The sequence below is a fragment of the Xylanimonas protaetiae genome, from assembly GCF_004135385.1.
GTDB lineage: Bacteria > Actinomycetota > Actinomycetes > Actinomycetales > Cellulomonadaceae > Xylanimonas > Xylanimonas protaetiae.
This window is the reverse complement of sequence record NZ_CP035493.1, coordinates 1,222,993-1,242,969: the sequence shown is the minus strand read 5'-3', so window position 1 is coordinate 1,242,969 and position 19,977 is coordinate 1,222,993. Positions and strand designations below refer to the sequence as shown.

Annotated in this window: 17 protein-coding genes, 2 pseudogenes and 1 riboswitch; of the genes and pseudogenes, 7 read left to right on the top strand and 12 right to left on the bottom strand. The window is 74.0% G+C overall.

Annotation, left to right across the window (positions count from 1 at the left end; translation table 11 throughout):
* Window position 1: 1 nt before the first annotated feature.
* The gene (locus ET471_RS05625; protein WP_129186983.1) at window positions 2–1,660 is read right to left on the bottom strand and encodes a glycoside hydrolase family 13 protein; all 1,659 of its coding nucleotides are present in this window, start codon (window positions 1,658–1,660) and stop codon (window positions 2–4) included.
* 67 nt (window positions 1,661–1,727) lie between these two features.
* Window positions 1,728–2,753, bottom strand: a complete 1,026-nt coding sequence (locus ET471_RS05620; protein WP_129186982.1) for a LacI family DNA-binding transcriptional regulator — start codon at window positions 2,751–2,753, stop codon at window positions 1,728–1,730.
* Window positions 2,754–2,940: 187 nt separating this feature from the next.
* Between ET471_RS05620 and ET471_RS05615 the strand changes: the two genes are divergently transcribed.
* On the top strand, window positions 2,941–3,288 hold the full coding sequence (locus ET471_RS05615) for a PspC domain-containing protein (RefSeq protein WP_129186981.1): 348 nt from the start codon (window positions 2,941–2,943) through the stop codon (window positions 3,286–3,288).
* 93 nt (window positions 3,289–3,381) lie between these two features.
* On the opposite strand, the gene ET471_RS05610 is transcribed toward ET471_RS05615, so the two are convergent.
* Window positions 3,382–4,203 carry an ABC transporter permease gene (locus ET471_RS05610; protein WP_129186980.1) on the bottom strand — a complete coding sequence of 274 codons (822 nt, stop codon included), beginning with the start codon at window positions 4,201–4,203 and terminating at the stop codon, window positions 3,382–3,384.
* Complete coding sequence (locus ET471_RS05605; protein ID WP_129186979.1) at window positions 4,200–5,189, bottom strand: ATP-binding cassette domain-containing protein; 990 nt, start codon at window positions 5,187–5,189, stop codon at window positions 4,200–4,202. The genes ET471_RS05610 and ET471_RS05605 overlap by 4 nt, the downstream gene beginning before the upstream one ends.
* Window positions 5,190–5,356: 167 nt before the next feature.
* Here ET471_RS05605 and ET471_RS05600 point away from each other — a divergent pair, with 167 nt between their 5' ends.
* The 4 genes from ET471_RS05600 to ET471_RS05585 all read left to right on the top strand — a co-directional run bounded on the left by ET471_RS05600 (window position 5,357) and on the right by ET471_RS05585 (window position 9,091).
* Entirely contained in the window at window positions 5,357–6,178 is an 822-nt protein-coding gene (locus ET471_RS05600) for a TetR/AcrR family transcriptional regulator (RefSeq protein ID WP_165350411.1), read from the top strand.
* A gap of 106 nt (window positions 6,179–6,284) precedes the next feature.
* Window positions 6,285–6,851, top strand: coding sequence for a DNA-3-methyladenine glycosylase I (locus ET471_RS05595; RefSeq protein WP_129186977.1), 567 nt, complete (start codon window positions 6,285–6,287; stop codon window positions 6,849–6,851).
* A gap of 48 nt (window positions 6,852–6,899) precedes the next feature.
* A complete protein-coding gene (locus tag ET471_RS05590; protein WP_129186976.1) occupies window positions 6,900–7,769 on the top strand; it encodes an LLM class F420-dependent oxidoreductase in 870 nt (289 codons plus the stop codon).
* Between the two features lie 203 nt (window positions 7,770–7,972).
* On the top strand, window positions 7,973–9,091 hold the full coding sequence (locus tag ET471_RS05585) for an App1 family protein phosphatidate phosphatase (protein WP_129186975.1): 1,119 nt from the start codon (window positions 7,973–7,975) through the stop codon (window positions 9,089–9,091).
* 64 nt (window positions 9,092–9,155) lie between these two features.
* Here ET471_RS05585 and ET471_RS05580 read toward each other — a convergent pair whose 3' ends face one another.
* A complete protein-coding gene (locus ET471_RS05580) occupies window positions 9,156–9,806 on the bottom strand; it encodes a lysophospholipid acyltransferase family protein (protein WP_129186974.1) in 651 nt (216 codons plus the stop codon).
* 48 nt (window positions 9,807–9,854) lie between these two features.
* Window positions 9,855–11,054, bottom strand: a complete 1,200-nt coding sequence (locus tag ET471_RS05575) for an NYN domain-containing protein (protein WP_242496434.1) — start codon at window positions 11,052–11,054, stop codon at window positions 9,855–9,857.
* Between the two features lie 278 nt (window positions 11,055–11,332).
* Here ET471_RS05575 and ET471_RS05570 point away from each other — a divergent pair.
* A pseudogene (locus ET471_RS05570) lies at window positions 11,333–12,315 on the top strand (methylenetetrahydrofolate reductase).
* Window positions 12,316–12,423: 108 nt separating this feature from the next.
* Here the strand turns inward: ET471_RS05570 and ET471_RS05565 are convergent.
* A complete protein-coding gene (locus tag ET471_RS05565) occupies window positions 12,424–12,642 on the bottom strand; it encodes a hypothetical protein (protein WP_129186973.1) in 219 nt (72 codons plus the stop codon).
* Between the two features lie 170 nt (window positions 12,643–12,812).
* Between ET471_RS05565 and ET471_RS05560 the strand changes: the two genes are divergently transcribed.
* Entirely contained in the window at window positions 12,813–14,249 is a 1,437-nt protein-coding gene (locus ET471_RS05560; RefSeq protein WP_129186972.1) for an MFS transporter, read from the top strand.
* On the opposite strand, the gene ET471_RS05555 is transcribed toward ET471_RS05560, so the two are convergent.
* The 5 genes and pseudogenes from ET471_RS05555 to gcvP form a co-directional block, all read right to left on the bottom strand.
* Entirely contained in the window at window positions 14,154–14,609 is a 456-nt protein-coding gene (locus tag ET471_RS05555) for a (deoxy)nucleoside triphosphate pyrophosphohydrolase (protein ID WP_129186971.1), read from the bottom strand. The two genes, ET471_RS05560 and ET471_RS05555, sit on opposite strands and share 96 nt — an antisense overlap.
* A 162-nt stretch (window positions 14,610–14,771) precedes the next feature.
* A complete protein-coding gene (locus ET471_RS05550) occupies window positions 14,772–15,011 on the bottom strand; it encodes a helix-turn-helix domain-containing protein (RefSeq protein WP_129186970.1) in 240 nt (79 codons plus the stop codon).
* A gap of 181 nt (window positions 15,012–15,192) precedes the next feature.
* Window positions 15,193–15,561 carry a glycine cleavage system protein GcvH gene (gene gcvH / locus ET471_RS05545; RefSeq protein WP_129186969.1) on the bottom strand — a complete coding sequence of 123 codons (369 nt, stop codon included), beginning with the start codon at window positions 15,559–15,561 and terminating at the stop codon, window positions 15,193–15,195.
* A 44-nt stretch (window positions 15,562–15,605) separates the two neighbouring features.
* Window positions 15,606–16,775, bottom strand: a complete 1,170-nt coding sequence (gene gcvT / locus ET471_RS05540; RefSeq protein ID WP_425356572.1) for a glycine cleavage system aminomethyltransferase GcvT — start codon at window positions 16,773–16,775, stop codon at window positions 15,606–15,608.
* A gap of 10 nt (window positions 16,776–16,785) precedes the next feature.
* Window positions 16,786–19,613, bottom strand: a pseudogene (gene gcvP / locus ET471_RS05535) (aminomethyl-transferring glycine dehydrogenase).
* 233 nt (window positions 19,614–19,846) lie between these two features.
* Window positions 19,847–19,950, bottom strand: a riboswitch (glycine riboswitch).
* Window positions 19,951–19,977 lie beyond the last annotated feature (27 nt).

The window sequence follows — 19,977 nt, the reverse complement described above, 5'->3', positions numbered from 1 at the left end:
GTCAGGACCGGAGCCAGACGGCGGTGTCCTGCGGCACCGCGCCGTCGGGCGTGAGCGGGCCGCTGGCGAGGAGCACCTCGCCGTCGGGCAGGACGGCAGGCGTGCTGCCGAGGTTGACGACGCAGGCGAAGCCCGCGCCGCGACGGAAGGCGACGACGTCGTCGGCGCCCGGTGCGAACCAGGCGAGCCCTCCGGACGCCAGCTCGGGGACGGTGCGCCGCAGGCGCAGCATCGTGCGGTACAGCGTGAGCATCGAGGCGGGGTCGTGCTCCTGGGCCTCGACGGAGCAGCCGCCCCACCAGGACGGTTGCGGCAGCCACGGCTCGGCGGGGGCGGCGTCGGGACCGAAGCCGAACGACGCCCCGCCGCGCGTCCACGGCAGCGGCACGCGGCAGCCGTCGCGGCCCGGGTCGACGCCGTGCGAGCGGAAGTGCATGGGGTCCTGGAGCACCTCGAGCGGCAGGTCCTCGACCTCGGGCAGGCCGAGCTCGTCGCCCTGGTAGACGTACAGGGCGCCGGGGAGCGCGGCCGTGAGCATGGCCGCCGCGCGGGCGCGGCGGGTGCCGACGGCCAGGTCGGTGGGGGTGCCGAAGCGCTTGCGCGCGAAGTCGAACGACGAGTCCTCGCGGCCGTAGCGCGTCACCGGGCGTGTGACGTCGTGGTTGGACAGCACCCAGGTGGCGGGCGCGTCCACGGGCGCGTGCGCGGCGAGCGTCGCGGTGATCGACTCCCTCAGGGCCGCGGCGTCCCACGGGCGCACCATGAAGTCGAAGTTGAACGCGGTGTGCATCTCGTCGGGGCGCAGGTACTTCGCGAACCGCTCGGTGTCGGGCAGCCACACCTCGCCGACGAGGATGCGCGGGTCGGCGTACGAGTCGGCGACGGCCCGCCACGAGCGGTAGATCTCGTGCAGCTCGTCGCGGTCCAGGTGCGGGTGCTCCCCCGGGCCGTGCATCTCCGGCACCTCGGGCAGCGCGCGGTCCTTGACGGGCAGGGCGGCGGAGTCGATGCGCACGCCGGCAGCGCCCCGGTCGAACCAGAAGCGCAGCACGTCGAGGTGCTCCTGGCGCACCTCCGGGCTCTCCCAGTTGAGGTCGGGCTGCTCGGGCGTGAACAGGTGCAGGTACCACTGGCCCGGCGTGCCGTCCGGGTTCTTGGTGCGGGTCCACGTGGTGCCCTGGAAGCTCGACTGCCAGTTCGTGGGCATCGTGTCGCCGTGCTCGCCCAGGCCGTCGTGGAACCAGAACCGGGCCCGCTCCGGCGAGCCGGGCCCCGCCGCGAGCGCCGCACGGAACCACGCGTGCTCGGAGGAGACGTGGTTGGGGACGACGTCGACGACGGTGCGGATGCCGAGCGCGGCGGCCTCGGCGATGAGCGCCTCGGCCTCCTCGAGCGTGCCGAACTGCGGGTCGATGGCGCGGTAGTCGGCGACGTCGTAGCCGCCGTCGGCGAGCGGCGAGGCATACCAGGGGGTGAACCAGACGGCGTCGACCCCGAGCTCGGCGAGGTACGGGAGGCGGGCGCGCACGCCGGCGAGGTCGCCGGTGCCGTCACCGTTCCCGTCGGCGAAGCTGCGGGGGTAGATCTGGTAGATGACCGCGTGGCGCCACCAGGGGTGCGCCGCGGCGTCGTCGCCCGCGAGACGTGACGTCGTCGTCATGCCGCGAACGTAAGCCTGCGACAACCTCTGCGCAAGAAATCGACAGAGAGCGTGACTGAATCGTCATCTACCGCGGTTCGGCCGGCGAGCGCGGCGCGACCGCCGTCGAGCCGCGCACCACGAGCTCCGGCTCGAAGAGCAGCTCCTCGTGCGGCACGGCCTCCCCCGCCACGAGCGCGGCGAGGATGTCGACGGCCGCGCGGCCCATGGGCTCGATGGGCTGGCGCACCGTCGTGAGGGCCGGGTCCGTGAGGTTCATGAGCGCCGAGTCGTCGAAGCCCACCACCGACAGGTCGCGCGGCACCGACATCCCAGCCCGGCGCGCGGCCCGCACGGCGCCGAGCGCGAGCGGGTCGGACGCGGCCAGGACGGCCGTCACCCCGGCGTCGAGCAGGCGGTTCGCGCTGGCCTGGCCGGCCTCGAGCGAGTACTGCGAGTGCACCACCACGGCGTCGTCGAGCGGGAGGCCGTGCCGGTCGAACCAGCCCCGCGCGGCCGCGAGCTTGCGCTCGGACGGCACGTGGTCGGTGGGGCCGAGCAGCAGGCCGACGCGGGTGTGCCCGAGCGACGCGAGGTGGTTCAGGCCCAGGTGGACGGCCACGAGGTCGTCGCACGAGACGCGCGGGAAGTCGAGGCTCTCGATGGCCCCGTTGATGAGCACGGCCGGCAGGCCGCGGTCCTCGAGCAGCCGGTAGTGGGCGTGGTCCTTGCCGCGCTCGGCGTAGAAGCCGCCCGCGAAGATGACGCCGGAGACCTGCTGGGCGAGCAGCAGGTCCACGTACTCGGCCTCGGAGACGCCGCCCGCCGATCGCGTGCAGAGCACGGGGGTGTAGCCCTGCTGGGCGAGCGCTCCGCCCACCACCTCGGCGAACGCCGGGAAGATCGGGTTGACGAGCTCGGGCAGCACCAGGCCCACCAGGCGGCCGCGCTCGCCGCGCAGCTTGACGGGCCGCTCGTACCCCAGGACGTCGAGCGCGGTGAGGACGGTGGCACGCGTCGCCTCCGACACCCCGGGCTTGCCGTTGAGCACGCGGCTCACGGTGGCCTCGCTGACCCCGACCTTCTTGGCAACCTCGGCAAGACGTCTCGACATGGCTCCAGACTGTACGCGCGCCGCCGTAAGAAATGCGCAACAGTCCGCAAGCGCTTGCGTGACCTGCGCCACTCGTCCCTGGCTCCGGCGCGGCGGCCACCACCGGGACCTCCGGGTGCGGTTCCAGGGTCGAATCGGGGGCTGTCCCGATATCCGCGGGGCGGTCCGCGCGGGCATCGTGGACGGCATGAGCACGCAGACCCCGAACCCGCACCCCGCCTACGCCATGCCGGCTCCCGCGCCGAGCAAGCCCTTCTACCGCCCCTCCCAGGGCCGGATGCTCGGCGGCGTGTGCGCCGCCGTCGCCGACCGCTTCGGCTGGGACCGCACCCTCGTGCGCGTCGTCACCGTCGCGTCCGTCCTGCTCCCCGGCCCCCAGGTGGTGGCCTACGTCGCCGCCTGGATCCTCATCCCGGACGAGCAGCGCTACTGGGAGCGCCAGGCCGCCGCCGCGGCCCCGTACCCGGCGCAGCACCACCCCGCCGCGCCCTCAGGAACGTACCCGACCGACCCTCCGGCCTCGCCGCAGGCATGACACCGCCCGGGGCCCGCCGGCCCCATGCGTGAGCGCCGCCCTCTCCCGACGGAGGGGGCGGCGCTCACGCGTGGTCGGACTGGCGGGGGTCGCTCAGCGGCGTCGGCGGAACGCCAGTCCCGCACCGACCGCGAACACCGCGGCGATCCCCAGGCACCAGGCGACGGCGAGCAGCGCCGTCGACCCGAGCTCGTCGCCTGTGACCGCACCGGGCGACCCGGGCACCAGCAGCCCCCGCACCGCCTCGATGAGCGGCGTCACCGGCTGGTGCTCCGCGAACCCGCGCAGCCACGTCGGCATGGTGTCGACGGGCACGAACGCGCTCGACACGTACGGCAGGAACATCACGGCGAAGCTGAAACCGCCGGCCGCGTCGGGCGATCGGACCATGAGACCCGTGAACGCGGCCGCCCACGCGATGGCGTGCACGAACAGCAGCAGCAGCCCGACGGCGCCGAGCCAGCCGAGGAGCCCGGCGGTCGGCCGGAACCCGATCGCCACCGCGACGGCGAACACGATCGCCGTCGTCAGCAGCGTCTTGGCGAGCGAGGCCACGACGTGGCCCAGGACGAACGTCCACGACGTCATCGGCAGCGAGCGCAGCCGGTCGACCATCCCGCCCGACATGTCCTGCTCCACGGCCATGGCCGTGTTCGCCGCCCCGAAGCCCGCACAGAGCAGGATGATCCCGGGCGTCGCGTACTGCACGTAGTCCACGCCGACGTCGATGGCGCCGCCGAACACGAACGTGAACATGAGCAGGATGACCACGGGCAGCACGGCGGCCGTGATCATCGCGTCGACGTCGCGCGCGGCGAGGCGCACGGCGCGGCCCACCATGGTCGCCGCGTCAGAGAGCGTGTCGCGAAGGGTGGCGGCCGCGGTGGTCGCGGGGCTGGTGGCGACGGCGGTCATGCTGCCTTCTCCTCGGTCGGGGTGGTCGCGGCCGCGTGGCCGGTGAGGGTGAGGAAGACGTCGTCGAGCGTGGGCTCCCGCAGCCGCCACGACGTCGGGACGACGCCGGCGGCCTCGACGCGCGCGAGCAGCTCGCGCACGTGGGCGACGGAGCCGTCGGTGGGGACGGCGACGAGCGCACCGTCGTCGGAGCCGGACCCGGAACCGGAGCCGGGCCCGGAGCCGGCGAGCGCGGTGCGGACGCGGATGGCCGCGGCCGCGTCGGGGAGATCGAGCTCCACGCGGGCCTGGCCCACCTGGCGCTTGAGCGCATCGGCGGTGCCCTCGGCCGCGACGCGGCCGCCGTCGATGAGGGCGATGCGGTCGGCGAGCTCGTCGGCCTCCTCGAGGTACTGCGTGGTGAGGAAGAGCGACGTCCCGCCCGCGACGACGTCGCGCACCAGGTCCCACAGCGCGCGCCGGCTGCGCGGGTCGAGCCCCGTGGTGGGCTCGTCGAGGAACAGCACGCGGGGCCGGGCGACGAGCCCGGCGGCGAGGTCGAGGCGGCGGCGCATGCCGCCCGAGTAGGTCGTGACGCGGCGCCCCGCGACATCGGTGAGCCCGACGCCGTCGAGCAGCTCGGCGACGCGCGCGCGGACCTCGCGACGCGGCGTCCGCGCAAGGCGGGCGATCATCGTGAGGTTCTCCAGCCCGGTCTGCTTGAGGTCGAGGGCGACCTGCTGGCCGGTGAGGCTGACGACCCGGCGGACCCGCGCGGCGTCGCGGACGACGTCGAGACCCGCGACGGTGGCGGTGCCCGCGTCGGGCGTGAGCAGCGTGGACAGGATCTTGACGGTGGTGGTCTTGCCGGCCCCGTTGGGGCCGAGCAGGGCGAGCACCTCGCCCTGGTGCAGCGTGAGGTCGAGCCCGTCGAGCACCTCGACGCGGCGGGCGCCGCGGCCGTAGGCCTTGCACAGGCCCTCGGCGCGGACGACGACGTCGTTCATGTCCCCTCCTGGGGTGGTCGTCGGTGGGCGCGGCATGGTCTATGGCGTCCACTGTTTACGATGTATACCGCATTGTTTGCGGTATACACGGAAGGTGTCAAGGGCTCGGCTGCCCGACGATGGGACCGTGTCCGCGGCCGCACGGCACGCTGACGGCAAGGAGGGTCATGAGCACCGACGACGAGCGCGCAGCGGACGAGCGCACCGCTACCGAGGGCACCGAGGGCGCCCGGCCGAGCACCGAGAGCCTGGTCAGCCGCCTGTGGACGCCGCTGACGCCGTCGCGGCGCGGGCCGCGGCCGACGCTGAGCGTGGACCGGATCGTCGAGGCCGCGATCGAGCTCGCCGACGCCGAGGGCATCGGCGCCGTCTCGATGGCCCGGGTCGGCAAGGCGCTCGGCGTCACGCCGATGGCCCTGTACCGGCACGTGAGCAACAAGGACGAGCTCCTGGCCCGCCTCGCCGACACCATCGCCGCCGACCCGCCCGTCATCCCCGAGGACATCGGCTGGCGTGCCGGGCTCGAGCTGTGGATGCGGGCGCAGATCGACATGGTCGTCGCGCGGCCCTGGTACCTCGACCTGCCGCTGACGATCGTGCTGCCCGGCCCGAACCGGCTGCGCTGGATCGACCAGGCGTTCCGGCTCTTGGAGGGGCTGCCCCTGGAGGCCGACGAGAAGCTCGCGCTCATCGGCACGCTCGCCCAGCACGTGCTCGGCGAGTCCCGCGTGCAGGCCGAGTCGGTGGCCGCGGGCGAGAACCCCTACGAGGACCTCGAGCTCATGCTCCAGCGGTGGGCGGACCCCCAGACCTACCCGCACCTGTTCGCCGCCATGGCGACGTTCGGGGCGCCGGCCGAGCCGACGGCCGAGGCCCCGGCAGAGCCGACGGCCGAGCCGGACCAGGACGACGTCGGCTTCGGCCTCCAGATCGTGCTCGACGGCGTCGAGGCGTACGTCGCGCGCAAGACGGCCGGCCGGTCGTCGTGAGGCGCCCCGTGCGCGGGCCCCGTCCCCCGGCCCGTCCCGGGCGGCGTCGTGCACAGGACGCGCTGCGCGGCGCGACGGCGTCGGTGCCGCAGGGCAGGCTGGGCGCATGACGACTCCTGCGCGCTGCTTCGGCGACGGCGACCCGCTCTACGAGGCGTACCACGACACCGAGTGGGGCGTGCCCGTGCACGGCGAGGCCGCGCTGCTCGAGCGCATCGCGCTCGAGGGCTTCCAGTCGGGGCTCTCGTGGATCACGGTGCTGCGGAAGCGCGACGCGTTCCGCGAGGTGTTCCACGGCTTCGACCCCGAGGCCGTCGCGGGCCTCGGGGCGGACGACGTCCTCCGCCTGCTCGGGGACGCCCGGATCATCCGCAACCGGCAGAAGATCGAGGCGACCGTCGGCAACGCCCGGGCGGTGCTCGCGCTGCACGAGGACGGCCGCACCCTCGACGAGGTGTTCTGGTCCTTCGCTCCCCCGCCGCGCCCGACGCCGCTGGCGTCGTACGAGCAGATGACGTCGACGACGCCGGAGTCGGTCGCGATGGCGAAGGCGCTCAAGAAGCTCGGCTTCCGCTTCTTCGGCCCCACGACGGCGTACGCGGCGATGCAGGCGTGCGGCCTGGTGGACGACCACCTGGCGACGTGCCCGGTGGTGCTCGCCCGGGTCCGCTGACCGAGAACGCCCCTGGTGACGCCCAGCCGCCGCGCGCATGATGCGGGCATGAGACTTGGTGCCCACCTGATGCGCTTCGACTCCGTCGAGCCGGCCGCCCTGCGTCGCGAGCTCGGCGACACCGCCTCGTACGCCGAGGAGGCCGGCCTGTCCTGGCTCTCCGTCATGGACCACTACTGGCAGATGATGCGGTCCGGCTTCCCGGCGGACGACCCGATGCTCGAGGCCTACACGACGCTCGGCTACCTGGCCGGCCGGACGGAGACCGTCCAGCTCGGCACGCTCGTCACGGGCGTGACCTACCGCTACCCGGGGCTGCTGGCGAAGATCGTCGCCACGCTCGACGTCCTGTCCGGCGGCAGGGCCACCCTGGGGCTCGGTGCCGCCTGGTACGAGGAGGAGCACGCCGGCCTGGGCGTCCCCTTCCCGCCGCTGCGCGAGCGGTTCGAGCGGCTCGAGGAGGCCGTGCAGATCGCCCGCCAGATGTACTCCGAGGAGAACGGGCCGTACGACGGCAAGCACTACCAGCTCGCCGAGACGCTCAGCAGCCCGCAGCCGCTGAGCAAGCCCGAGATCATGATCGGCGGCTCGGGTGAGAAGAAGACCCTGCGCCTCGTCGCCCGGTACGCCGACGCCTGCAACATCTTCGCCTCCACGCCCGACGAGCTGAGCCACAAGCTCGACGTCCTTCGGGCGCACTGCGACGACGTGGGCCGCGACTACGCCACCGTCCGCGTCACGGTCCTGGCGGGCAGCGAGAGACTCGTCGCGGGCGACGTCGACGGGTTCGTGGACGACCTGAGGCCCGTCGCGGCCCAGGGGGTCGACACGGTGATCCTGCGCCCGCCGGCGACGTCGCTGGCGGCCTGGGTCCGCGACGCGGTCGCCCCGGCGGTGGCCCGGGTCGCGGAGCTCTGAGCGCCTCGGCCCCGGCGCGACGCACCGGGGCACGGACCGACGCGACGCACCGGGGCACGGACCGACGCGACGCACCGGGGCGCGGCCGGCGGCGCGCGCCGCATCCACGCGCCCCGGCCCGTGCCGTCGCACGTGGTGGCACCCGCTGACCGGCCGACGCCGTCCGGCGCGCACTGTCGTCCGGGGCCGTGCAAGGTGGAGCCGTGAGCGAGCTCCCTGGTCCCGGCCGTGCGGCGGCGCGCTCCGCCCATCTGGCGGCGCGGATCGAGGACAGGTTCGTGGCCGCCTCGGGCACGGTCCTCCGGCGGGTCTTCGGCTGGCTCCCCCGCATCGAGCCGTACACCGGGTTCGGCACGCCGCGCCGCGTGCGGGTGCTGGGCCGCGTGCTGCTGGGCCCGCAGCGGCTCGGCCGCGGACCGCGCCAGCCGGTGCAGCGCGGCTTCCGGTCGTTCCTGGCGATGCCCGCGCCCGGGCACCGCGTCGTCGTCACCGTGGGGTCGACGACGGTCGAGACCGTCACCGACCGCGCCGGCTACGTCGACGTCGAGGTGGACCTGCCGCCCGACGCCCCGCTGCGCGCGGGCTGGCAGAGCGCCACGCTGCGCACCACGCACACGCACGCGTCCGAGGTCCGCGCGGGCCTCGTCGTCATCGGCGACGACGTGCGTCTGGGCGTCGTCAGCGACATCGACGACACCGCCATGGTCACGGCCGTCCCGCAGCTCCTGGTCGCGGCGTGGAACATGCTCTGGGTCCGCGCGGCCGCCCGCCGGGCCGTGCGCGGCATGCCCGAGCTCTACGAACGCCTCGCGACGGCGCACCCGGACGCGCCGTTCGTCTACCTGTCGTCGGGCGCGTGGAACACGGCGCGCACGCTGCGGCGGTTCCTCGCGCGGCACGGCTACCCGCCCGGGCCGCTGCTGCTGACGGACTTCGGCCCCACGGCCACGGGCTGGTTCCGCAGCGGCCGCGTCCACAAGACGACGTCGCTCGAGCGGCTCGTCGCGACGTTCCCGCAGGTCCGCTGGCTGCTGGTGGGCGACGACGGCCAGGCCGACCCGGAGATCTACGCGGCCGCCGCGCAGCAGCACCCGGACAACGTGGCCGCTGTCGCCATCCGGACCCTGACCCGCACCGAGCGCGTCATCGCGACGACGGGCGCCGCCAAGGACGACGCGCCGAGCCTCCGCCCAGGCCCGTCCCGGGCGCCGGGCGGGCTGCTCAGGCACGACGTGCCCACCGTCGTCGGCGCCGACGGCGACGCGCTGGCGGCGGGGCTGGAGCAGGTGCCGGGCCTGCTCGCCCCCCAACCCGCCGTTTGAACGTAGTACCTGGTTGCGTTCTGGCGCCCAGAACGCAACCAGGTACTACGCCGAAAGGGAGGGGTCAGCGCGGGGCGCGCTCCTGGCCGCTCATGCGCTGGATCGACGTCATGACCTGCTCCGTCAGCTCGCGGCGGGCCTGCGCGGGCTTGACCCCGGCCGTGAGCTGGCGGGCCGGGTCGATCGGGGCGCCGAACTGGATCTGCACGCCGCGGTACGGGCGCGGGAACCGCTTGCCGACGGGCTGCACCTTGTCCGTGCCCACCAGCGCGACCGGCACCACCGGGGCGTGCCCGGCCAGGGCGAGCCAGGCGACGCCCGTGCGGCCCTCGCGCAGCAGCCCGTCGCGCGAGCGCGTGCCCTCCGGGTAGATGCCGAACGCTCCCCCGCCGTCCAGCACCTCGAGCGCGTCCTCGAGCGACCGCTGCCCGGCGCGCGGGTCGGTGCGGTCCACGGGGATGTTGCCCATCGTGGTGAAGAACCACTTCGAGATGCGGCCCTTGATCCCGCGACCCGTGAAGTACTCGGCCTTCGCGATGAACGAGACGTGCCGCGGCACCACGAGCGGGATGAGGATCGAGTCGACGAACGACAGGTGGTTGGAGGCCAGGATCACGGGTCCACGGCGCGGCACGTTGTGCAGCCCGCTCACCTGCGGACGCAGCGCCACGTAGGCGATGAGCGACAGGATCAGGCGCAGCAGGCGGTAGGTCACCGAGGCATTGTGCCCCGAAGCCGGCGTCGGGCGGCAGTCACGCCACCGTCAGGCCGCCGTCACGAGGTAGTCGTCGGCATCGTCGTCCCACGTGAGCGCGACGGCGCCGGCGGCCTCCGCGGCCCGGCAGAACTGCAGGAACCCGCGGAAGCCGAGGGCCTTCTCGGAGAAGTCGGGGCGCCGCTTGCGGAGCCGGTTCTTCAGTCCGGACAGTGGGACGGCCGCCCCGGCCTCGACGACGACGTCGCGCACCAGGGCGAACGTCTCGTCGCTCGTGCCCTGCTTGGGCAGGGAGACCTCGGGGTCGCCGCCGGCGGGCCCCTCGGACAGCGCGACGAGCTCGCGCTCGGCGAGGAACTCGAGGAACTCGGTGAAGGTGCGGAACCCGTAGTCGGACTCGGCGAACGTGGGGTCCTTGCGCAGCAGCGTCCGCTTGAGCATCGACGCGGTCACCGCGCCGCTGGTCGACGCGGCCAGGTCGGCGAGGGTCTGGGCCACCTGCACCTCCATGGTCGGCGCCTCGACGGCGTCGTGGTCGCCGGCCGGCGCCTCCTCGGCCGCGGGCTCGACGACGTCGACGGGTGCGGGCTCCGGTGCCGGGCTCGGCGCGGGCTCCGCCGCCTTCGACGCGGAGGGCTTGCGGCGTCCGCGCGACCGTGCCGGCGTCTCGGCAGGCGCAGCCTCGGGGGCGGCGTCCGGTGCCGCGGCGGCGTCCGGCGTCGGCGCGGCACCCGCGAGGACCTCCGCGACGGCCTCGGCGGCCCGCGTGGAGCGGTGCTTCGGCTCGGTCCGCCCGCGCCCGCGGCCTCCGCGGGCGCTGCGCACGGCGGTCTCGTCGACGTCGGGCACGTCGACGCCCTCGAGCCGGTCGTAGAACAGGAACTCGTCGCACGCCGCGGGCAGCAGCCGCGACGTCGACTTCTCGACGCCCACGCCGATGACGCGCTTGTTGAGCTCGCGCAGCTTGTGGACCAGCGGCGAGAAGTCCGAGTCTCCTGTACACATGACGAACGTCGAGATGTACTCACGCTCGAACGCCATCTCGATGGCGTCGACGACCATCTTGATGTCGGCCGCGTTCTTGCGGGAGGCGCCCATGCGCTGGGTCATCTCGATGAGCTCGACCTGGTGGCGGGTGAGCGCGCGCCGGTCCTCGTCGAAGTACGACCAGTCGGCGTACGCGCGGCGCACGACGACGCGGCCGCGCACCGCGAGCGCGTCGGCGATCGGGCCGAAGTCGAACTGCATGCCCCCAGGTGCTCGCGCGCGCCGAGCGCCAGGTTCTCGTAGTCGATGAAGACGGCCAGGCGCTCCTCGGTATCCATGCAGGCCACGGTAGTTGCCCGCGAGGTGCGGCGTCGCTCGGGAGGCGCTGAGCCCCTCCGTCTCATCCCGCGGGCCACTTCCGTCCATCGAGCGAGAACCGCGGTAGCATCGGCCCACCGACGGAAGCCTCCCGAGGAGCCAGTGCTGGCGCGGGCCCGAGCCCACCCGGCAGAATTCCGCACGGAGGCGAGGTAGCGACCATGGTCGACGAGGCACACCCGACGCGCACTGCCGCGCAGCGCGGCAACCACCGCCCGACGGTCTCGTTCGAGCTCATGCCCCCACGCCGCCCCGACGCGGCGCCCAACTTCTGGGAGACGGCCCGCCGTCTGGTGGCCGTCCAGCCCGACTTCATCTCGGTCACCTACGGCGCCGGGGGCGGCGACCGCGCCACCGCACGCGGCGTCGTCGCGACGCTCCTGGCCGGCACGCCGGTGCTCCCGATCGCCCACCTGACGTGCGTCGGCGCGTCCCGCGAGGACGTCTCCGAGGTCATCGACGACTTCCTCGACGCCGGCGTGCGCGCGTTCCTCGCCCTGCGCGGGACCCCCCGAAGGACCAGCCCGACTGGCGACCGCCCGCCGACGGCGTCCACTCCGCCGACGAGCTCGTGCGCCTGCTGCGCGAGGTCGAGAGCGCCCGTGCGGCCGCCGACCCGAGCTCCGCCCTGCGCGGCGCGGCGCACCCGCTGTCGATCGCCGTCGCGACGTTCCCCGACGGGAACCCCGGAGCGGGCACCACGCGCGCCCAGGAGGTGCAGCGGCTCCTGGAGAAGCAGGCGTCGGGTGCGAGCTTCGCGATCACGCAGCTCTTCTACGAGGCGTCGTCGTACACGGAGTTCGTCGCCGCGGCGCGCGCCGCCGGCGTCACCATCCCGATCCTCGCCGGCCTGCTTCCGACGACGGAGCCGCGCCGTCTGCGCCGTGTCGAGGAGCTCACGGGCGTCGTCGCACCCCGGCACCTCCTGGAGGCCCTGGAGGCCCTGCCCGACCCCGAGGCGCAGCACGCGTACGGCATCGCGCGGTCGGTCGAGCTCGCGCAGGCCGTCCTCGACGCCGGGGCGCCGGGCCTGCACGTCTACACGTTCAACAAGCACCGTCCCGCGCTCGACCTGCTGGCCGGCGTCGGGCTGCTGGACGGGGCGGAGCGCCCCGAGAGCGAGCTGGCGCCGCACCGGGCGTGACGGCCGCACGGCCCGTGTGAGGCAGAACGGCCCGTGTGACGCAGGACGAGGGATGACGCGCGACGAGGGCCCTGACCGTGACGGTCAGGGCCCTCGTCGTGGCGGCGGCTAGCGCTGCGAGGCCCCGCGCATCGGCAGGCCGAACGCCAGGGCCACGCACAGCAGGCCGAGGACGAACCACAGCCAGGGGACGGACCCGGAGCCCGAGGCGCCCGAGCCCATCAGCACGAGCCCGGCCGCGAACAGCACGAACGACACCAGCACGCGCCCGACGACGGTCGCCGTGGGCTCCGGCTTGATGCGCCGGGTCACATGGAACTCACTCATGCCCACAAGGTAGGGCGTCCCCGTGGCCGGCGTGCAACTCCCCGCGTACGTGAGATACGCGACGTCGACCGATCAGTTCTCGCCAGCGGCGGGATACCGCCCGTAGAATCGATTCGACCGTGATCCGGGGCGCCCCTGGGATCACCCGCCACTCCCCGACCGAGGCTCCTGTGCCCAGCACGCACACCCCCGTCCTGCCCGTCCCGACGACAGCCCAGCTCCAGCGCGTCCGCTGGTCGCTCGTGGCGATGTTCGGCCTCTTCGGCATCGTCCAGACGTCGTGGATGGGTCGCCTGCCCTCGGTCCGCGAGAGCCTCGGCATCAGCGCCGGGCAGCTGGGCACGCTCCTGGTGGTCGGTGCGGTCGGCTCGCTCGTCGGCGTGACGCTGACCGGCACGATCATCGTGCGGTTCGGCAGCCGGGCGACCCTCGTGCTCGGCATGGTCGGCACGATGGCCGGCTTCACGCTGGTGGGCCTGGCGACGGCGCTGGGCGACGTCGCCCTGTTCTCGGCAGGCCTCCTGGTCAACGGCCTCGTGGTCGCCGCCACGAACATCCCGATCAACCTCGAGGCGGCCCGCGTCGAGAAGCAGCTCGGGAAGTCGATCCTCCCCCACGTCCACGCGTCGTTCTCGGTCGGGGCGCTGCTGGGCAGCGCCGTGGCCGCGACGACGTCGACCCTGGGCATGCACGTCGTGTGGCACATCGTCGGCGTCGCCGTGGTCGTCACGGTCGGGCGCGCGCTGCTGATCCGCCCGGGCACCGAGCTCGCGGACCAGCCCGTGCGCGCCGTCCGGCCCGCCGCGGGTGACGGCGCCGACATGCGCAAGGTCCAGCGCCGCCACGGCGCCGGCAGCGCCATGAAGGCCTGGACGGAGCGCCGCACCCTGCTCATCGGCCTGGTCATCCTCGCCGCGTCGATGTCCGAGGGCGCGGCCGCCAACTGGCTCAACCTCGGCGTCGTGGACGGGTTCGCGACGCGCGAGGCCGTCGGCGCCGCGGCCTACGGCACGTTCGTCGTCGCCATGCTGGCCGTGCGGCTCCTGGGTGCCGGGCTCATCGACCGCTTCGGCCGCGTCGCCGTGCTGCGCGTCTCGGGCGTGTCCGCGCTCGTGGGCCTGCTGGCGTTCGGCCTCTCGCCGAGCCTGCCGCTCGCCTGGGCGGGCATCGTCCTGTGGGGCCTCGGCGCCGCGATGGCGTGGCCGCTGGGCACGGCCGCCGCCGCGGACGACCCGACCAGGGCCGCCGCGCGGGTCTCCGTCGTCGGCTCGTTCGGCTCGATCGCGTCGCTCTCGATGCCGCCCGTGCTCGGCCTGCTCGCCGACTCCTGGGGCGTGCGGCACGCGCTGCTCGTCATCACGGTCGCGATGGTCATCAGCCTCGCCGCCGCCGGCCAGGTGCGTGCCGAGAAGGGCGCGGCGGACCCCGCCGGGGCTCCGGAGGCGACGCTGACGGACGCCGCGCCCGACCGCACGCCGACCGCCGTCGCCGCCGTCGACGTGCGGCACGCGTCAGGCGCTGCGCCGCTCCAGCAGCAGGGCGAGGGTCTCGACGATGCGGACGTCGCCGTCGAGCCAGTGCACGCCGAAGAGGTCGTCGGCGTCTAGCCAGCGCAGCTCGTCGTGCTCGACGAGCGGCGCCGCCTCCCCGCGCGCGACGCGGGCGAACCAGAGCCGCATGACGTGCCGGTCGGTGATGATCCAGGCACCGTCGTCGGGCCCCGGGAGCTCGTCGCCGAGCTCGACCGCGATGCCGAGCTCCTCGCGCAGCTCACGGTGCAGGCCGTCGACGGGCGTCTCCCCCGCGTCGACCTTGCCGCCCGGGAACTCCCAGCGTCCGGCGAGCTCGGCGGGACGCGAGCGGCGCGCGGCGAGCAGCCGCGTGGGTGCGGTGACGTCGTCGACGATGACGGCCGCGACCACGAGTCGTCGCCGGGCGGGCTCGAGCGCTGCGGGGCCCTGGGTCATGCCACGAGTCTGTCATCCCCGACGGAGTGCTCCGTGACGAGCAGATGACGGCGACGTGACGCCGCCCGGGACGTCGAACGCCCGGCGCTCGTGGCGAGCGCCGGGCGTCGGCGGATGTGGTGGCGGGCCGGGCAGCACGCGCCGCCGGCCTCGCGGTGCGGCTCAGGCGTAGATCCCGGCCGAACGTGCCCAGGCGACGGCGTCCGCGCGGGTGGACACGCCGATCTTGCGGTACACGCTGCGCACCTGAGACTTCACGGTGTTGCGCGTGACGAACAGCTTCGTGGCGATCTGCTCGAGCGTGACGTCCTCCGTGAGGTTCGACAGGACGACCTGTTCACGGCGGGTCAGGGGGTTGATGGACGCAGCGGGAGCGGTGCGCTCCAGCTCGATGATGCTCATGGTGCTCCTCCAGGGGCAGCCGGCCGGCCTCGGGGGTGACCGTCCTGCGATCTGCTGCTGACCATTGAGAGGAGTGACCGGGGTGGTCATGACGCGAAATGCGCAAACTTGTCGAGCATTCCGCGCCACGACTCTCTGACCAGGGGATTTGTCGGGCTATTTCACCCGCTTCACCCGATGGTCAGTCGGCGAGCGCCGCGTAGGCGGCCGCGTCGAGCAGCTCGCCGACGGCGACGACGTCCACCTTGAAGAGCCAGCCCTCGCCGAACGGGTCGGCGTTGACGACGGCGGGGTCGTCGACGGCCGCCTGGTTCACCTCGACGACGGTGCCGGTCACGGGCGAGAACAGCTCCGAGACGGACTTGGTCGACTCGATCTCGCCGACGACGGCGCCGGCCTCGATCTCGGCGCCCACCTCGGGCAGCTCGAGGTAGACGACGTCGCCGAGCGCGTCGGCCGCGAGCGACGTGATGCCGACGACGGCGGGGGCCGACGCGTCCACCCACTCGTGCTCGCGCGAGTACTGCAGGTGCTCGGGATAGGTGGCCATGGCTTCTCCTACGAAGTCGATGCTGACGGATCGAGGGTACGGGGCTACGCGGTCGCGCGGCGGTAGAACGGGAGGTCGACGACGACGAACGGCTCCTGGCGGCCGCGCACGTCGACGGCGAGCGCCGTGCCGGGCGCGGAGACCTCCGGGGTCACGTACGCCATCGCGACCGGGTGGCCGAGGGTGGGCGACGGCGCGGCCGACGTCACGGTGCCGACGCGCGTCCCGGCCGGCGTGACGACGTCGTACCCCGCGCGGGCGGAGCGGCGCCCCTCGCCGCGCAGGCCGACGAGCACGCGCGCGGGCGGCGACACCTTGCGGGCGGCGAGGGCGGCGCGTCCGACGAACTCGACCGGTGCGCCGTCGGCGCCGGTCTTGTCGAGCCGGACGACACGGCCGAGGCCCGCCTCGTACGGCGTCGTCGTCGTGTCGAGCTCGTGGCCGTAGAGCGGCATGCCCGCCTCGAGGCGCAGCGAGTCGCGGGCCGCGAGGCCCGCGGGGACCAGGCCGAGCGGCTCCCCCGCAGCCAGCGCGGCACGCCACAGCGCGACGGCGTCGGAGGTGCCGACGAACAGCTCGAAGCCGTCCTCGCCCGTGTAGCCCGTGCGCGCGGCGAGCGCGCGCGCCCCGGTGGCGAGCGTGACGGGCGCGGACGCGTAGTACGGGAGCGCCCGCAGGGTCGCGGCGTCGGCCTCGGTGGCGAGCGCGACGACGATCTCCTCCGCGCGCGGCCCCTGGACGGCGACGAGCGCGGTGCTCGCGGACCGGTCCGTGACGACGACGTCGAAGCCCGCGGCGCGCTGCACCAGCTCGCGGGAGACGAGGTCGGCGTTGCCCGCGTTGGCGACGACGAGGAAGTGCTCGTCGGCCAGCCGGTACACGATGAGGTCGTCGAGCACGGAGCCGTCCTCGGCGCACATCATCGAGTACTTGGCCCGCCCGACGGCGACGGCCGTCGCGCTGCCGACCAGCGCGTGGTCGAGCGCGGCAGCGGCCGCGGGCCCTTCGAGGTGGATCTCCCCCATGTGGGACAGGTCGAACAGGCCGGCCGCCTCGCGGACGGCCCGGTGCTCGGCGAGGTCGCTCGTGTAGCGCAGCGGCATGTTCCAGCCGCCGAACTCGGTCAGGTGCGCGCCCAGGCGCTGGTGCTCGGCCTCGAGCGGCGTGGACCGCAGGTCGCTGGGCGTCGGGTCGCTCGGCTTCAGATCACTCACGGTCGCCTCCTCAGGCGTAGGACTCGGGCGGCGGGCACGAGCAGATCAGGGTGCGGTCGCCGCGGGCGGCGTCGATGCGGCGGACCGGAGGCCAGTACTTGGCGGACCGCAGCGCCGGGACCGGGTACGCGGCGAGGCTGCGCGCGTACGGGTGCGTCCACTCGTCGGCCGTGACGGACGCGGCCGTGTGCGGGGCGTTGTGCAGCGGGTTGTCGTCCGCCGGCCACTCCCCGCGCCGACGGCGTCGATCTCGGCCTTGATCTGCACCATCGCGTCGACGAACCGGTCGAGCTCCGCGAGGTCCTCCGACTCCGTGGGCTCGACCATGAGCGTGCCCGGGACGGGGAAGCTCAGCGTCGGGGCGTGGAAGCCGTAGTCCATGAGGCGCTTGGCGACGTCCTCGGCGGTGACCCCCGTGGCGGCGGTGATCGGGCGCAGGTCGAGGATGCACTCGTGCGCGACCAGGCCGCTCGGGCCCGTGTAGAGCGTCGGGTAGTGGACCGCGAGGCGCTGGGCGACGTAGTTGGCCGCGAGCACGGCCGTCTTGGTCGCGTGCGTCAGGCCGTCCGGGCCCATGAGGGCGACGTACGCGTACGAGATCGGCAGGATGCCGGCCGAGCCGTGGCGGGCCGCGCTGACGGGGACCGTCCCCGTGCCGCCGGCCGACGGCGTCGGGTCGCCTGGCAGGAACGGGACCAGGTGCTCGGCCACCGCGACCGGGCCCACGCCCGGGCCGCCGCCGCCGTGGGGGATGCAGAACGTCTTGTGCAGGTTCAGGTGCGAGACGTCGCCGCCGAGCTCGGCCGGACGGGCCAGCCCGACCAGCGCGTTGAGGTTCGCACCGTCGATGTACACCTGACCACCGACCTGGTGTACGGCGTCGCAGACCTCGCGGACGTGCTCCTCGTAGACGCCGTGCGTCGACGGGTACGTGATCATGATCGCGGCCACCTGGGGACCGTGCTGCTCGAGCCTCGCGTGCAGGTCGTCGAGCTCGATCTCACCGTTCCCCGCCGTCCTGACCACGACGACGCGCAGGCCGGCCAGGGCCGCCGAGGCCGCGTTGGTGCCGTGGGCGCTGGCTGGGATCAGGACGACGTCCCGCGCCTCGTCGCCCCGGGAGCGGTGGTAGGCCTTGATGGCCAGCAGGCCCGCGAGCTCGCCCTGCGAGCCGGCGTTGGGCTGGACGCTCACGCCGGCGTACCCGGTGATCTCGGCGAGCTGGGCCTCGAGGGTGCTGACGAGCTCCTCGTAGCCTTCGGCCTGGTCAGCGGGGACGAACGGGTGCAGGTCGGCGAACTCGGGCCACGAGATGGGCTCCATCTCGGCGGTGGCGTTGAGCTTCATCGTGCAGGAGCCGAGGGGGATCATCGTGCGGTCGAGCGCCAGGTCCTTGTCGCTGAGCCTGCGCAGGTAGCGAAGCATGGAGGTCTCGTCGTGGTGCTTGTGGAAGACCTCGTGCGTGAGGATCTCGGTCTTTCGCTCGAGCGCATCCGGGAGCTGTGCGGCTGAGTCGGTCTGCAGGTCGCCCTCGTGCACCGTGCTGGGTGCCGGCGCGCTCGCGAAGGCTTCCAGCACCCTGGTGAGGTCCGACGTCGTCGTCGTCTCGTCGCAGGCGATCTGTACGTGGTCCGCGTCCGGGCTGTACAGGTTGATGCCCGCCGCTGCCGCGTTCGCGACCACGGTGGCGGCGTTGCCGGGGACGACGGTGCGGACCGTGTCGAAGAACGTGTCGTGCTCGACCGTGATGCCTTCGGCGCGGAGGGCGTCCGCGAGGGCGGCGGCGTGGGCGTGGGTGCGGCGGGCGATCGCCTTGAGGCCGTCGGGGCCGTGGTGGACGGCGTACATGCTGGCCACGATCGCCAGGAGGGCCTGAGCCGTGCAGATGTTGCTCGTCGCCTTCTCGCGGCGGATGTGCTGCTCACGCGTCGAGAGGGCGAGGCGGTAGGCCGTGGCGCCGTCGGCGTCGACCGAGACGCCGACCAGGCGGCCCGGGAGCTGGCGCTCGAGGCCCTTGCGGACGGCGATGTACGCGGCGTGCGGGCCGCCGTAGAAGAGGGGGACACCCAGGCGCTGGGCGGAGCCCACGGCGACGTCGGCGCCCAGCTCGCCCGGGCTGACCAGCAGGGTCAGCGCGAGCGGGTCGGTGGCCATCGTGACCAGGGCGGTGCGCTCCTTGGCCTCGGCGACGACCTGGCGGGCGTCGAGGATGCGGCCGCTCGCGCCCGTCTGGGCGACGACGACGCCGACCGCGTCGCCCTCGGGGAGGGTGCCCGCGGCCGCGTGCGCCGCGAGGCCGGCGGCGAGGCCGGCGTCGAGGCTCGCGACGACGACGGGGAGGCCGACGGCCTCGGCGCGGCCCTGGGCGACGGCCAGGGTCTGGGGGAACAGGTCGGCGTCCAGGACGACGTAGCCCGTCGTCGCGCGGGACGCGCGCCACATGAGGGCGACCGCCTCGGCGACGGCGGTGGCCTCGTCGAGCAGGGACGCGCCCGCGACCTCGAGGCCCGTGAGGTCCTCGACCACCTGCTGGAAGGTGAGCAGCGCCTCGAGGCGGCCCTGGCTGATCTCCGGCTGGTACGGCGTGTAGGCCGTGTACCAGGCGGGGGACTCGAGCACGTTGCGACGGATGACGGCCGGCGTGTGCGTGGGGTAGTACCCGAGGCCGATCATCTGGCGCTTGACCTGGTTCTTCGCCGCGATCCGGCGCAGGTGCGCGAGCACCTCGGCCTCGGTGCGGGCGGCCGGGAGGTCGAGCGGGCGGTGCGTGCGGATCGCGGCCGGCACGGCGGCGTCGACCACGGCGTCGAGCGTCGGGTAGCCGAGCACGTCGAGCATGCGGCGCACCTGCTCGCCGGCGGGGCCGACGTGGCGGTCGACGAAGAGGTCGGGGGAGTGGCTGGTCACGGGCGCTCCGGTCGTCAGGCGTGGCGGGACTGCTGGGTCCCTCCCCGCTCTGTCATCGGACCTGAGAGTTTTGCCGTCGTCCCTGGTCACAGGGATGGCGACTTGCACCGTCGGTGGGCCGACGCGGGCCGTGGGTGCCCGCGAGGACCGCTTTTCAGAGTTGCCTCGTCACGACGGTACGGGGGCCTGAGAGATTCCCGGGGAGGGGTTTGCTCCTTCGGCGTCGTCGTCCGGCGGGGCCGGCGGCGAGCTCTCCCGTCGCGACTCGATCGGCGGTTGTGCGCGTTCTGCGCGG

Coding starts and splice junctions, on each gene's coding strand:
- ET471_RS05575 (WP_242496434.1), bottom strand. CDS start 11,054: ATGCAGTTCGACTTCGGCCCGATCGCCGACGCGCTCGCGGTGCGCGGC.
- ET471_RS05595 (WP_129186977.1), top strand. CDS start 6,285: ATGACGACTCCTGCGCGCTGCTTCGGCGACGGCGACCCGCTCTACGAG.
- ET471_RS05550 (WP_129186970.1), bottom strand. CDS start 15,011: ATGAGCATCATCGAGCTGGAGCGCACCGCTCCCGCTGCGTCCATCAAC.
- ET471_RS05600 (WP_165350411.1), top strand. CDS start 5,357: ATGAGCACCGACGACGAGCGCGCAGCGGACGAGCGCACCGCTACCGAG.
- ET471_RS05590 (WP_129186976.1), top strand. CDS start 6,900: ATGAGACTTGGTGCCCACCTGATGCGCTTCGACTCCGTCGAGCCGGCC.
- ET471_RS05605 (WP_129186979.1), bottom strand. CDS start 5,189: ATGAACGACGTCGTCGTCCGCGCCGAGGGCCTGTGCAAGGCCTACGGC.
- ET471_RS05625 (WP_129186983.1), bottom strand. CDS start 1,660: ATGACGACGACGTCACGTCTCGCGGGCGACGACGCCGCGGCGCACCCC.
- gcvH (WP_129186969.1), bottom strand. CDS start 15,561: ATGGCCACCTATCCCGAGCACCTGCAGTACTCGCGCGAGCACGAGTGG.
- ET471_RS05620 (WP_129186982.1), bottom strand. CDS start 2,753: ATGTCGAGACGTCTTGCCGAGGTTGCCAAGAAGGTCGGGGTCAGCGAG.
- ET471_RS05565 (WP_129186973.1), bottom strand. CDS start 12,642: ATGAGTGAGTTCCATGTGACCCGGCGCATCAAGCCGGAGCCCACGGCG.
- ET471_RS05615 (WP_129186981.1), top strand. CDS start 2,941: ATGAGCACGCAGACCCCGAACCCGCACCCCGCCTACGCCATGCCGGCT.
- ET471_RS05555 (WP_129186971.1), bottom strand. CDS start 14,609: ATGACCCAGGGCCCCGCAGCGCTCGAGCCCGCCCGGCGACGACTCGTG.
- ET471_RS05610 (WP_129186980.1), bottom strand. CDS start 4,203: ATGACCGCCGTCGCCACCAGCCCCGCGACCACCGCGGCCGCCACCCTT.